Here is an 11,786-nt window from a genome sequence, read left to right as displayed (position 1 = left end):
CGCACGCCGCGGCGGCGCGGGCTGACGCCGTCCTCGCCGGTTCCGGCGCTGTCTCCGGGCGCGGCGGATGCCGTGCCGGACGCGACCGCGGGTACGCCCGCGGACTCGTCGGCCGGTGCCCGGTCGGGCGCGGCCGGTGTGTCGGCGGCGAGTGTGTCGGCGGCGGGTCCGGCCGTCGGATCGGCGAGTGGATCCGCGGTGGCGACCGGCAAGGTGCCCGACACAGCGGCGGACGAAGTACCGGACACGGCGCCCGACCTGGTCCCCGAGACCGCGCCCGACGCGGCGCCCGGTGTCGCGTCCGAAGGTGTGCCGGGAGTTGCGTCCGGAGTCGCGTCCGGAGTTGTGCCCGAGACCGTGGGGGAGTCGGTCGTACCGCCGAGGCCGAGCGCCCCGCCGTCCCGTACCCCGCCCCCTCCGACGCATCCTCCGATGCCCGCGGGCGCGCCGCCGGTGCCGCCCGTGGCGTCGGTGCCGCCGGTCCCGAGCACGCGGCCGCAGACGGGCCGGGTGCATGTGCCGGACGCGCCGTCCGAGCCCCGGACTTCGCTGCCCGCCCCGCCCGTCGAGGAGCCGCGCGCGCTGAAGCGGGGCCAGGCCGTCACCATCGACAAGCTCGGCACGTTCACCGGCGCCCTGCGCGTCGAGGCCGCGTGGTGGGGGCCGGAGGCGGTCGACGCGGACGTGGTCGTGCTCGTCCTCGACGAGGACCGCCGCGTCGGTGCGGACGAGGACCTGGTCTTCTACAACCAGCCCGTACACCCCAGCGGGGCCGTGCGGCTGGCCGGCAAGTTGCAGGACGGCAAACCCGGTTCGGACTCCGTGGACATCGACGTCACCAAGCTGCCCGAGGGCCGCGCACGCGTTCTGGTGGCGTTGGCCCTTGACGCCGCGGCGGGTGCCGCGTTCGCCCAAGTCCCCGTCGCCGTCGGTATCGTCGACCCCGTCACGCGGCGCAGGCTCGCCGACTTCCGGCTCACCGGCGGGGAGGAGACAGTGATGATCCTCACCGAGGTGTACCGTCGCGATGACGCGTGGCGCCTGCGCGCGGTGGGGCAGGGTTACGCCGAAGGGCTCGCCGCCCTGGTGACCGAGTACGGAGTGGTGGTGGACGAATGACGCGGTAGCGCCGCCCGTTGACCCAACGCGCCCGTTCCCGTCCGAGCGCCGCGCGAGTGCCGCCGCTCCGCACCACGGTTCCGAGGCTGTTCCGACCCGTTCGGACGCCCGGCTCCGACGGCGGCCGGACCCCCCCGTAGGCGTGCCCGACGCGCCCGCGGACCCGGCCGAATTCCAACCGTTACATCAGCCGACACCGACCCGGTCTGTGCATGCCCGGGGAGGCTTTGATAAGACTGGCGACCATGCCGCGTGTGTTTTCCGGGGAACCGGACGCCGATCTGTCCGGGGCGTCCCCGCAGATCCCCGCCTCCGGTCACTCCGGAGCCACCGACGAAGAATCCAGTGTTTCCCGACTCACGACTGCGAATCTGGTGACGACAGCAAAGTCCGCGGCACCCAAGCCGTCCGCACCCCGTAACCCCGCCCACGCGTCCGGCGCTCCCAAGCCGGGCCCGCCGCGGCCGTCCGCGCCGAAGCCGGGACCGCCGCGTCCTTCGGCTCCGGCCGCCGCCGCATCGGTTCCCGCGCCGGCCGCACCGCCTGCCCAGGCGGCCCCGGCCACGCCGACCACCCCGCCCGCCGCGTCCGCGCCCGCGCCCGCCGCTCCGACAGTCCCCGCGGCTCGTCAGGGCGGACGTCCGGCCGGACCCGACATCCGCCTGGTCCCCGCGACTCCGGACACCGCCCTCGACATCGCCGACGACAGCGTCGACCGGCTGCTGGACCAGGGCGCGGCGCCGGACTCGATCCTGGTGCTCACCACCGGCGACCCGCACCCGTGGCAGCAGCACGAGGAGTCGTTCGGCGCGGAGCAGTACTGGCGCCAGTACACCGAGGGCCGCGACGTCTTCTACGCCCGCGCGCTCAACGACCGCCAACTGCGCCGCGAGACGGTCGTGCTGGTGGTCAACGGCTTCGCCGACCCGGCTCGTTCGACGGACGCGCTCGTGTCCGCGATCGGCGCGGGCACCGGGGCGGTCATCGTGTGCGGGGACCTGGACCAGGTGCGGGCGCTGACCGGGCTCTGAGCCGGGGGCGTGCGTACGGCGCCGGGTACGGTCGGCGCTCCGCACGGTCGGCCGACCGCTCATTGGTCCGATCCGCGGTGCCCCCGGCGTTTCCGGCAGTTCCGGTGGGCTATCGGTGCCCTCCGGCAGGTGTCCGCGGTGCGCTCCGCACCGTCCAGGGCTGTCGCCCGGTTCGCTCAGGCGGCCGGGCGGTCAGTGCTGCCGTACCACAGGACCACTCGTGGGGACGTACTCCTGCCCCGAGCCGCACGCGCGGGGCCGAAGTCGGCTACGGTTCGTTCCCATGTCGGAATCGCCTTCGGTAGCCCGGCAACCGGGCCCGTTCTCGGCCGAAGCCAGTGGGCTACGGTTCCCTTCCATGTCCGAATCCCCCTCGATAGCCCAGCTTCTCGACCGTTTCCTGAGCGATCAGGAAGACCGGTTGACCCTCCAGCAGTACCGCGCTTGCAGCACCGTGGTGGACATGCTGGCCGCGTACCTCAACCGGTATGCCTTCGCCACCCTGAACGTCGCGGACCGCAAGGAATGGGACGACGCCTACGAGTCCGGAGACGCCGAGGCGTTCTGCAACCTGTTCGGGGTCCGCAAGCTCGTCGCAGGCATCAAGCCGTTCCACGGCGAACACCTCACGACCCGCCTGCACGCCCCGGAGATGGTGCAGGAGCACGCCCTGACCGTCACCACCGAACTCGCGGACTGGCTCTCGTCCCAGGGCCACCGCGGCGCCTAGCCGACCCCTGGCGGGGCGCCACCCCCCACCTGACGCCCCGTCAATTTGCCTTCCGGTCCGCCTACATCCGGTGCCGTGCCGGCGTACGTGTTGCGGTGCGACCGACCCGACGGCCGGGCAACTCCCGGGCACGCCGTCGCGTCGGCGACCCCGGCCCGCACCGAACGTCTTTACCGGTCCTTGCTGTTCGCCGTGTGCCTGTTCATCGGCAGGGCGAAGCGATTCCGTGCGACTGACGTCGCGCGTCCGGGACGCGCGGGCCGTGACTCGGGCGGATCGATCGCGGATGGACGGCGGCTGCCCCGGCAAACGGATCGTGCCTGTGGCTTGCGGCTCCGACCCGCAAGTCGCCCAAGATGCGCACCCGGCGACCCTGCGGAGGTCCGTCAAGCCCCCTGGGTGCTGCCCGTGGCCCCGAGCGGCCCGGCTCGTCCTGCGGCTCCGGCCTGCAAGATACTCGGGACGCGCACCCGATCACCCTGCGGGCGCCCCTCAAGCCCCCTGGGCGCCGCCTGTGGTCCCGAATCGCCCGGTTCCCACACCTGCCCCTGGAACGGACTCCCGCGTCGCGGTAGAGGGCCACTGTGGCGACCGGACCCGGGTGTGCCGTCTGACTCCTGACGACCCGTCAGTTCGCGCGTCGCAGTCGCGTCGTAACCCAGGAGGGCGGCGAGCCCCAGTCGTCCTCCCGCCGGCTCACCGACCGGCCGTGCGCCGTTTGAGAGCCACGCTCCACGGCGAACCCCGGCCGCCCTCCCGCCGACTCGTCGGTCGGCGGTGTGCCGCTTGGGACGCGACCCCCCCCGCAACGCAACCGATCACGGCCCACGTCGACGACATCGTCGGCATGGGCCGTGATCGGGCAGCGCGCGTCAGCCTGTTCAGGCTGTGGCCACGTCCGGCATGAGACGGACCAGCGTGGGTCTTGACGGCGGCGGCGGACTCTCCGGGTAGTCGGCGAACGCCGCCACCGCGACACCCGCATGATCGGTGCGGCTCGGCGGGTGCGGACTCGCGCCCGAGCGCGGCGGCACGGTCGGCAGCTGGATCGCGGGAGCGGGGGCAGGACCGGGAGCCGGGGCGGCGGCGGGCGTGGTCGCCGCGGCCGTCGGCAGCCCGGATGCCGGGAGCGCAGGGGCGGGAACCGGACGCGCCGCGGGAACCGGTGTACGTCCGTTGCGACCGTCTCCGACGACCTGCCAGCCGTCCTCGGCCAGCACCACGGCGGCCCCGCAGCGCAGGCCGTGCAGGCCGCACGCGTCGCGCAGGCCCCACATCCACCGCCCGTCGTCGGGCTCCCAGCCCCGCTTCCCGTCGCGGCAGAGCAGCAGGACCGCGGTGCGCGTCGGCGTCGCGCGGCGCAGATCGTCCGGCACGATCATGCGCAGGTGGGCGAGGATCGTGTTGCGGCACTCCCAGCCGTCGACCGGGCCCGACCCGTTGTCGAGCGCGAACGACGCGCTGGCGACCGGGCGTCCGTCGCCGTCGAGGACCGCGACTACCGCGGTCCCGGACTCGGGCCGGTGGAGTTCGTGGAGGCGCTTGACTACAGCGCGCGGGTCGCGCAGCAGCGGGACGTCGTACGCCTGCCAGCGCTCCGGATCGATCATGCGCACAGGTTCCGCGGGCGGAACGCGGCGGCCGAGTCTGGACCGGAGGGAGGCTGCGGCGGTGGCGGTGTCAGGCACGGCCCTCCTTCGGTCCGGGAGCGGTCCGGGAGAGCGGACCGTCGTCAGCCGGTGTGTTGTGGCGCAGGAGAAACCGTGCGGGTTCTGCCGCATCACAAAGTGATGCGACCCGCAAAGATCACCAGGACGCTATGTCGATTCTTCCGCGAGCATGGGAGTGGCGGCAACAGGGAAACGTGATCAGCTGCACAAGAAACCCACGTTTCACGTGATCGACACATCCGGTCCGCAGGGCGCTTGCTGACCGCCGCGTGTCGGTGTTTCGCATGATTCCGTGTGTTTTTGTGCGGTCCGGCGACGCAAGTTGTCCACGCGCTCGTGATGCAGTCCGGGCCCGGCAGGGCCGACCTAAGAGCCGCGGTACGGCGTCCCGGTGGTGGCCCGCCCTCGGCCCAAGATCCCGCAAGCCGCGAACGTCGGCGTCGGTACCGACCCGCGCCTGTCAGATTATCGATATGTCTTCATATGAAACCCCGTCTCGAACCAAGCCCCACAGCCGGCCCGGGCGTGCGGGCGTCGACCGTTGAGAACTCCCAGCAGACGTAAGTCCGTTCACGCTTCCACCGCCAGCACCAGCGGCAGCACCTCGGTGGCCCCCGCCTGCCGCAGAAGCCGGGCCGCGACGGTGATGGTCCAGCCGCTGTCGAGCCGGTCGTCGACCAGCAGGACCGGCCCTTCGACGGCGGCGACCGCCGCCGCGAGTCCCGAACTCACGGTGAACACCCCGCTGAGCGCGCGCAGCCGCTGGGCGCTGTTGCTGCGGGCCGGAGCGGGCGTCGCGCCCGGGGCGTACTCGATCCGGCCGAGGAACGGCAGCCGGCCGACTTCGGACAGCCGCGCGCCGAGGCTGTCGATCAGCAGCCCGTGCGTGCGGGATGCCATCGTGACCACCCCGGCCGGCCGCCGCTCCCAGCCCCACGACGCGAGAACCTGGACGACCGCGTCGAACACGTCGTCGCTCACCGGTCCGTCCGCGGCGTCGGCGGCGAACACCGGGCGCAGCCGGTTGCCCCACCCGATGTCGGACAGCCGCCCGAGCGCCCGTCCTGTCGACGCCTGTTCGCCGGCCGGAATGGTCCCCTTCAGGGAGACGCCCGCCTCGGACATGCCGGTCGGCCACCGACGCCGCGGCTCCACCTCGACCCCGGGGCGGCCGAGAGCGGCCCGCGCCGCGTCGAGCGCGCCCGGGTCGACGGCGGCGTCGTAGCGCGGACCCGCGCATCCGTCGCAGCGACCGCACGGCGCCGCCAACTCATCGTCGAGTTGCCTGCGCAGAAACTCCAGACGGCACCCGGTGGTTGCCACGTAGTCGCGCATCGCCTGCTGCTCGTGGGCGCGGGCCTTCGCCACGCGTGCGTAGCGCTCGGTGTCGTACCGCCACGGCTGGCCGGTGGCGGTCCACCCGCGGCTCACCCGCCGAGCCGCGCCGTCGACGTCGAGGACCTTGAGCATCAGTTCGAGCCGGTTGCGGCGCAGGTCGACGCGCGGCTCCAGGGCCGCGGTCGAAAGCGGCCGGTCGGCGGACGCGAGGACGTCGAGGGTGCGGCGCACCTGGTCCTCGGGCGGGAAGCCCAGCGAGGCGAAGTAGCGCCAGATCGCCTCGTCTTCGCGGCCCGGGAGCAGCAGGACGTCGGCGCGCTCGACGGCGCGGCCGGCACGTCCGATCTGCTGGTAGTACGCGATGGGCGATTGCGGCGCGCCCAGGTGCACGACGAATCCGAGGTCGCCCTTGTCGAAGCCCATGCCCAGGGCGGAGGTCGCCACCAGCGCCTTGACCCGGTTGGCCAGCAAGTCGGCCTCGGCCGCCTGCCGTTCCGCGTCCGGGGTGCGCCCCGAGTAGGACGCCACGGTGTGGCCGCGTGAGCGCAGGTACGCGGTCACCTCCTCGGCGGCGGCCACCGTGAGGGTGTAGATGATGCCGGACCCGGGGAGGTCGCCGAGGTGCTGGTCCAGCCACGCCAAGCGGTGTGCAGCGTCCGGGAGTTGGAGGACGCCCAGGGTCAGGCTCTCGCGGTCCAGGGAACCGCGCAGGATCATGGCGTCGGTGTTGTCCGCCCCGGTGCCCAGTTGCTCGGCCACATCGGCGGTCACGCGTGCGTTGGCCGTCGCGGTCGTGGCCAACACCGGCACCCCGCGCGGCAGATCGCCGAGCAGCGTGCGCAACCTGCGGTAGTCGGGGCGGAAGTCGTGGCCCCAGTCGGACACGCAGTGCGCCTCGTCGACGACCAGCAGCCCGCACGTGGCCGCGAGCTTCGGCAGGACGGTGTCGCGGAAGTCCGGGTTGTTGAGGCGCTCGGGGCTGACCAGGAGCACGTCGACGGCGCCGTCGGCGACCTCGGCCTGGATCGAGTCCCAGTCGTCGATGTTGGCCGAGTTGATCGTGCGCGCCCGGATCCCGGCGCGCGCGGCGGAGTCGATCTGGTTGCGCATGAGGGCGAGGAGCGGCGAGACGATCACCGTCGGCCCGGCGCCGCGGGCGCGCAGCAGCGCAGTGGCGACGAAGTACACCGCCGACTTGCCCCAGCCCGTGCGCTGGACGACCAGCACCCGGCGGTGGTCCGCGACCAGGGCCTCGACCGCACGCCACTGGTCCTCGCGCAACCGGGCACTGTCGCCGGCGAGGCCGCGCAGGACGGTGTCGGCCTCGTCCCGCAGCGCTGTCGAGGCTGCGGGGTCGCGGGGCGCGGAGGTGGCTGGCGTGGCGTCGGCGGAGTCCATACGCACCTTTCTATCCGTTCCGCCGGACAACGTGGGAACGCGCCGTCGAATCTGTGGATAAACGTTTCAGCAAGTCTGAATGTTAATTTTGTAGGCATTTTTGGGTTCCTGGAGCCCGGATCGCACCCCCATGCGCCCAGCGCTGCGCGCGTTCGCCCGCAAACCGTGGCTGTGGCGGACCTTTCGCGAGGGCGGCGGCGAACATCGGCTGCTGCCACCTTCAACGCTCGACGCGCCTCGATGCTCGACGCCGCAGCCGTTTCGGTGCCGCCGCCGTTGTCGCCGTGCTCCGACGGTCAGTCACGTTCCATGGCGCCCGTTGTCGCTGTGCACTGACGGCCTCTGCACCCGCCGCGGCGCCCCTCTGCTGTGGCCCGCCGCGGGCGTCGATATTGCTGTCCTGCGGCCGCCGTCGCCACTCCGTCCGTGCCGCCATCACCTCGCCTGCCGCCCCGCCCCGCCCACCCCCGGATTTGTGAAGAAACTCCGTCTGCGCTTGGCTCCCGCGCCGCGGAGGTGAAGGGTGGGACAGGACTCGTGGACAGCGGACGCCCCCGGGAGGACACGATGCGCCACCTCGACCTCGACGGATTCCCCAGGCTCGGCCGCATCGGGCTCGGCACGTGGCAGTTCGGCTCGCGTGAATGGGGGTACGGCGACGCGTACGCCTCGGTGACCGCCCGCGCGCTCGTCGGGCGCGCCCTCGAACTGGGCGTCACCCTGTTCGACACCGCCGAGATGTACGGCTGGGGCCGCAGCGAGCGCATTCTCGGTGAAGCGCTCGGTTCCGACGCCACCCGTGTCGTCGTGGCGACGAAGTTCCTCCCGGTCGTCCCCGTCGCGCGCGTCGTCAAGGCCCGCGCGTACGCCAGTCTCGACCGACTCGGCGTCGACCGCATCAGCCTCTACCAGGCCCACTTCCCGAACCCGCTCTTCGGCATGGACACGACCATGCAGGGCCTGGCCGAACTCCAGGACGAGAAGGTCGTCGACGAGATCGGGGTGAGCAACTACGACCTCGCCCGCTGGCGCCGCGCGGAACACGCGCTCGGCGGCCGCGTCCTGTCCGACCAGGTGGAGTTCAGCCTCGCCAAGCCCCAGGCGCTGGACGACCTGGTGCCGTGGGCGGAGGCGAACGGGAGGCTGATCATCGCGTACAGCCCGCTCGCCCAGGGGCTGCTGGGCTGTCGCTACGACGCCTACAACCCGCCGTCCGGATTCCGCGCACGCGGCAAGCTCTTCCGCCCCGAGAACCTGCGCCGCGCCCAGCCGCTGCTGGAACTCCTCCAGGAGATCGCCGCGGCGCACGGCGCCACGCCCGCCCAGGTTGCGCTGGCCTGGACGCTGCATCGGGGACCGGTCGTCGCGATCCCGGGAGCGTCCGGCATCGAGCAGTTGGAGCAGAACGTCGCGGCGGCGGAACTGCAACTCGCCGAGGACGAGTACGCGGCGCTGACCGCGCAGGCGAGGGCGTTCGCGCCGGAGCCTCACCGCCGCGGGCCAATATCATTCCGAGCGAGCCGTCACAGTCCCTCGCACGAGTGAATTCGCTATCCACAGGCCGGAGTTGTCCACAGATGGCTCGGGGTGGCATTGACGGCTGCCGGGGTGCCCCAGGCTCGATGCATGAGCGAAACCGCCTTCACCCCGATGCCCACCACGACCGTCATCCAGGTCGGCACCCCGAGCGAACTGGCCGAAGCAATCCCCTACTTGCTCGGTGCCCGTCCCACCGACAGCCTCGTGCTGCTCGGCATTCGGCCGGAGGACGGCCGGGTCGGACCGGTCCTGCGCCTGGACCTGCCCCCGCCCGAGCGATTCGCGGCCGCCGCCCACCACCACACCGCGCAACTCCTCCAGCACGGCGCCCGGTTCCTGTCGTCGATCGTGTACGTGGACTCGCAGCCGCGCGACGGCACGCGCGGCGTCGACTTCTACCGGCCGCTGGCCGAGTCGGTCGCCGGGGCGTGCCGCCGAAGGGCGCTCGCCCTCCAGGAATCCATCTGCGTGCAGAACGGCAGGGTGTGGTCGTACATCTGCCGTATCCACGACTGCTGCCCGCCCGACGGCACACCGCTGCCGACCGAACGCCATACGGCGGTCGCGGCGGCGGCCGTGACGGCGGGCATCCCGCCGCCCATCCCGCTGTCCGAGCTCGCGGCCCGGGTTCGCCCGCCGGAGTTCATCGCCCGCGAGGCCGTCCGACAGGCGTTCGTCCACCGCCGCGCGGAGCTGAAGCGGCAGGCCGATGTCGGAGGCAGGGACGGCCTCCAGTACGAGACGATCGCGCTGCTCCAGGCCGCGCGTACGAGATTTGCGGGCGGCGACTGCTCGATGACGTACGACGAGGCCGCCCGACTGGTGCTCGGCCTCGACGACCGCCGGGCCCGCGACCACGCGATGTCCTGGCAGGACGACGCGCTGCTGCCGCTATGGACCGCACTGGCCCGCCGGTCGCTGCCGCCCGATTCCGCCGTACCGCTGTCCCTCGTGGCCTGGGAGGCATGGACGGGGGATCAACCGGCCTTCGCCCGCGTGGCCGTCAACCGCGCCCTCGAAGCCGATCCCACGTACCGGTTGGCGCAGTTGCTCCACACGGCCATCAACGGAGGCCTGGATCCGGTGGATGCCCGCGCACTCCTGTTTCCCGCCCGCAGTCCGCGACGCGGCACCCCACCGAGCCCGCCAAGCGCGCCCCCAAGCACGGACGGCAATCCGACGCCCACCGGCTAACCCTGCTCCCGCGAACTCCACACCGGCTAACCCCACACCGGCTAACCCCACACCGGCCAACGCCGCGCCCGCGAACCCCACACCGGCCAACCCCGCTCCCGCAAATCCCACTCAGGCCGGTCCCGCGTCTGCCGGTCTTGCGTCGCCTACCACCGCGCAGGACGGCTCCGATTCAACGACCGGTCCGCGGCGTCCATCCGCGCGTGATCGACCCTGAGCGAGCCACCGTTCTGGCCTCATCCACCCCCACGCACATGGGCCGCGCAGGCCGTCACGCCCCCACTGCTTGACGCTGTCGGGGATCTTGAACAGTGCCGTTGGGCTGCTGGTCGTCTTCAGCGTGCCGAGTGGGGTGTCGCGGGCTCACGTGATCATGGGGCCATGACCGTGTTCATCGTTGCTGGTAAGTCCGCTTTGGCTGTTGGCACGCGTGCCAGCATTCGGTTCTTGGCCGCCGGACCGAGCACTTCACGCTCCAAGATCTGGGCGGCGACACGCACCGGGCTGGCTTGGTCCGCGCTGGACGCGAACGCCGTTGCGCCGTTCTGGCTCGGGGAGTAGGCCGCTGTGTGGAGCGAGATAGCTGCGGCAGTCGTGTCCGGAGGCGTCGTCGGCGCCATGACCGTGTCCATCCAGGCCCGCAACGCCAAGGCCACCGAGAGGAGCGCTCGGACTGACCCACTGCCCGTCGAGGAGGACCATGCGCTGCGCCGCGCGGCCGCCTTGGAAGCCCTCGCGGTCATCGCGACGGCCGAGGACGCGCTGCGCTTCATGCCCGAGACTGACCCGGCCGGCTCCGACCAGAAGGTTTTCCTGGACCGGGTCGTCTATCCGGTTTCCCTGGCGCTGCACCGGCTCGCCGCATTCGCGCCGGAGGCACACTGGCCCGGTCCGGAACTCATCGGCCTGCTCCACCGCCTCAGCCCAGGCTTCCGCAGTCGCCACGGGGAGGTCTCCGTCAAGGCCGAACAGGTCCTGGAGCATGCGTGGGCGGTGTGTTATGCCGTCCTCGACGGCCATGCACTGCCTGACATGTCGCCCCATCTGTGGAACGAGCGCGGACCGTGGGGCGGCACCGTCGCTGTGGACCAGGGACTCGCCCGTGAAGGCTTCACGGACGACCCGCCGTTCTGAGAGCGGCGTCCCGGGCCGTGAGGATTGGCTTGTGCCGGGCACTTAGCCGGTGGCGCGCCAGGATCGTGGGCGTGGGATGCGGTTGACGTCGAGGAACCGCTGGAGCGCGGTGGGGCTTCTGAACTGAAGCTCGGGTGCGGGCGGCAGGTGTGCGGTGATGCGTTCGAGGTTGATCGCGATCGCGGTGCGCACCGTCCCGTAGCCCTGGCGGTGGGCCATGGGCATCGCTGTGACGTGGTGGCGCGTCAGGCGGGCGAGCAGCAGCGGGTACTCCTGCAGCACGCGGTGCCGTCGGTAGTTCGAACCGCCCGCCATGTTCGCGGACGGCTTCCCCCATGCCAACTGCGCAGGCGCCTGCGTGCGCGGAGGAGCCGTCGCATGGCGCCGACTGCTCGCCGTCCACCCGGACCGCTTCGCCCACGCCGAAGAACGCGAGCAGCACCTACGCGGCCGACTGGGCAACGTCGCCGTCCTGCGCCGCACCCGCGGCGGAGTCACCCGCCCCTTCCCCCTCGCCGAACTACGCGCCAAAGCCGAAGCGGCAAAGACACCCCCGCAGTTCCGCCCAGACCCGTCCAGGCTGTAACGACCGGCCCGCACCGCCACGCCGCGGTGCGGGCCGCCCCGTTGCGT

At 72.3% G+C, this 11,786-nt stretch carries 11 protein-coding genes and 1 pseudogene; 8 read left to right on the top strand and 4 right to left on the bottom strand.

Annotated features, from left to right (window positions below):
* A pseudogene (locus ACRX5S_RS34720) lies at positions 1–212 on the bottom strand (hypothetical protein); the annotation flags it as partial.
* Here ACRX5S_RS34720 and ACRX5S_RS34715 point away from each other — a divergent pair.
* The 3 genes from ACRX5S_RS34715 to ACRX5S_RS34705 all read left to right on the top strand — a co-directional run bounded on the left by ACRX5S_RS34715 (position 199) and on the right by ACRX5S_RS34705 (position 2,880).
* The gene (locus tag ACRX5S_RS34715) at positions 199–1,119 is read left to right on the top strand and encodes a TerD family protein (RefSeq protein WP_436777186.1); all 921 of its coding nucleotides are present in this window, start codon (positions 199–201) and stop codon (positions 1,117–1,119) included. The pseudogene ACRX5S_RS34720 and the gene ACRX5S_RS34715 overlap by 14 nt on opposite strands.
* Before the next feature lie 374 nt (positions 1,120–1,493).
* Positions 1,494–2,150: a hypothetical protein gene (locus tag ACRX5S_RS34710; RefSeq protein ID WP_436777185.1), complete on the top strand. Its 657-nt coding sequence runs from the start codon at positions 1,494–1,496 to the stop codon at positions 2,148–2,150.
* A gap of 358 nt (positions 2,151–2,508) precedes the next feature.
* The gene (locus ACRX5S_RS34705; protein ID WP_436777184.1) at positions 2,509–2,880 is read left to right on the top strand and encodes a hypothetical protein; all 372 of its coding nucleotides are present in this window, start codon (positions 2,509–2,511) and stop codon (positions 2,878–2,880) included.
* Between the two features lie 881 nt (positions 2,881–3,761).
* Here the strand turns inward: ACRX5S_RS34705 and ACRX5S_RS34700 are convergent.
* Both ACRX5S_RS34700 and ACRX5S_RS34695 read right to left on the bottom strand, forming a co-directional pair.
* Positions 3,762–4,490: a hypothetical protein gene (locus tag ACRX5S_RS34700; RefSeq protein WP_436777183.1), complete on the bottom strand. Its 729-nt coding sequence runs from the start codon at positions 4,488–4,490 to the stop codon at positions 3,762–3,764.
* A 630-nt stretch (positions 4,491–5,120) separates the two neighbouring features.
* Positions 5,121–7,286, bottom strand: a complete 2,166-nt coding sequence (locus ACRX5S_RS34695) for a RecQ family ATP-dependent DNA helicase (protein ID WP_436777182.1) — start codon at positions 7,284–7,286, stop codon at positions 5,121–5,123.
* A 567-nt stretch (positions 7,287–7,853) separates the two neighbouring features.
* Here ACRX5S_RS34695 and ACRX5S_RS34690 point away from each other — a divergent pair.
* The 4 genes from ACRX5S_RS34690 (at position 7,854) to ACRX5S_RS34675 (ending at position 11,153) form a co-directional block, all read left to right on the top strand.
* A complete protein-coding gene (locus ACRX5S_RS34690) occupies positions 7,854–8,831 on the top strand; it encodes an aldo/keto reductase (RefSeq protein ID WP_436777181.1) in 978 nt (325 codons plus the stop codon).
* 81 nt (positions 8,832–8,912) lie between these two features.
* Positions 8,913–10,019: a DUF4192 domain-containing protein gene (locus ACRX5S_RS34685; RefSeq protein WP_436777180.1), complete on the top strand. Its 1,107-nt coding sequence runs from the start codon at positions 8,913–8,915 to the stop codon at positions 10,017–10,019.
* Positions 10,020–10,400: 381 nt separating this feature from the next.
* Positions 10,401–10,580: a hypothetical protein gene (locus ACRX5S_RS34680; RefSeq protein ID WP_436777179.1), complete on the top strand. Its 180-nt coding sequence runs from the start codon at positions 10,401–10,403 to the stop codon at positions 10,578–10,580.
* A gap of 57 nt (positions 10,581–10,637) precedes the next feature.
* Positions 10,638–11,153 (top strand): hypothetical protein, encoded by a 516-nt coding sequence (locus ACRX5S_RS34675; protein ID WP_436777178.1) that lies wholly within the window; start codon positions 10,638–10,640, stop codon positions 11,151–11,153.
* A 42-nt stretch (positions 11,154–11,195) separates the two neighbouring features.
* On the opposite strand, the gene ACRX5S_RS34670 is transcribed toward ACRX5S_RS34675, so the two are convergent.
* The gene (locus ACRX5S_RS34670) at positions 11,196–11,435 is read right to left on the bottom strand and encodes a hypothetical protein (protein WP_436777177.1); all 240 of its coding nucleotides are present in this window, start codon (positions 11,433–11,435) and stop codon (positions 11,196–11,198) included.
* A 76-nt stretch (positions 11,436–11,511) separates the two neighbouring features.
* On the opposite strand from ACRX5S_RS34670, the gene ACRX5S_RS34665 reads away from it, so the two are divergent.
* Complete coding sequence (locus ACRX5S_RS34665) at positions 11,512–11,739, top strand: hypothetical protein (protein WP_436777176.1); 228 nt, start codon at positions 11,512–11,514, stop codon at positions 11,737–11,739.
* The last annotated feature ends 47 nt before the right edge of the window (positions 11,740–11,786 follow it).

This window comes from Yinghuangia sp. YIM S09857 (genome assembly GCF_051388915.1).
Taxonomy (GTDB): domain Bacteria; phylum Actinomycetota; class Actinomycetes; order Streptomycetales; family Streptomycetaceae; genus Yinghuangia.
This window is presented reverse-complemented; position numbering and strand designations above follow the sequence as displayed.

What these genes read in the sequence shown, in the direction of transcription:
- ACRX5S_RS34700 (WP_436777183.1), bottom strand. Translation starts at nt 4,490, where the DNA reads ATGATCGATCCGGAGCGCTGGCAGGCGTACGACGTCCCGCTGCTGCGC.
- ACRX5S_RS34680 (WP_436777179.1), top strand. Translation starts at nt 10,401, where the DNA reads ATGACCGTGTTCATCGTTGCTGGTAAGTCCGCTTTGGCTGTTGGCACG.
- ACRX5S_RS34705 (WP_436777184.1), top strand. Translation starts at nt 2,509, where the DNA reads ATGTCCGAATCCCCCTCGATAGCCCAGCTTCTCGACCGTTTCCTGAGC.
- ACRX5S_RS34690 (WP_436777181.1), top strand. Translation starts at nt 7,854, where the DNA reads ATGCGCCACCTCGACCTCGACGGATTCCCCAGGCTCGGCCGCATCGGG.
- ACRX5S_RS34695 (WP_436777182.1), bottom strand. Translation starts at nt 7,286, where the DNA reads ATGGACTCCGCCGACGCCACGCCAGCCACCTCCGCGCCCCGCGACCCC.
- ACRX5S_RS34675 (WP_436777178.1), top strand. Translation starts at nt 10,638, where the DNA reads ATGACCGTGTCCATCCAGGCCCGCAACGCCAAGGCCACCGAGAGGAGC.
- ACRX5S_RS34685 (WP_436777180.1), top strand. Translation starts at nt 8,913, where the DNA reads ATGAGCGAAACCGCCTTCACCCCGATGCCCACCACGACCGTCATCCAG.